A 521-nucleotide genomic window follows, 5' to 3' on the forward strand; every position below is an offset into this window, starting at 1 on the left:
AGTCTGCTGTGCAATAATGGGGCTTTCGGTTCCGTTTTACAGCGGTGTGCAAACAGCTCTTTTTCAGGAGAAAATTAAGCCTGAATATTTAGGACGTGTATTTTCTTTAACTGGAAGTATCATGTCTCTTGTTATGCCAATTGGGTTAATTCTTTCTGGATTCTTTGCTGATAGAATCGATGTAAATCATTGGTTTTTACTATCAGGTATTTTAATTATTTGCATTGCAATAGTTTGCCCAATGATAACTGAGATTAGAAAATTAGATGCAAAATAAAATAAAGGGCGTGTTCGTATGATAGATAATATTATTCAATCAGTGACAGAAAAATTATCCTCTTTGCCTTATATAGAAACATAAATGCTATTAGACCACTTGAAGTTACGGTCATAAATCAAAAGGATGTTGTCCCTTGGAAATTTCCTCCTAAACATGAATTTATGTATGGTGAGTGGCTAAGGGAGCAGTTTGATAAGGGAGCAATTCCTGAGCCAACTTATGATCCCGATTTAGCAATTCT

The 521-nt window shown here is 34.9% G+C and carries 1 pseudogene; it reads left to right on the top strand.

The features are described 5' to 3' along the window. Positions 1-277 (top strand): annotated as a pseudogene (locus DPN68_RS13080) (hypothetical protein); the annotation flags it as partial. Positions 278-521 lie beyond the last annotated feature (244 nt).

This window comes from Flavobacterium tibetense (assembly GCF_003293845.1).
GTDB lineage: Bacteria > Bacteroidota > Bacteroidia > Flavobacteriales > Flavobacteriaceae > Flavobacterium > Flavobacterium tibetense.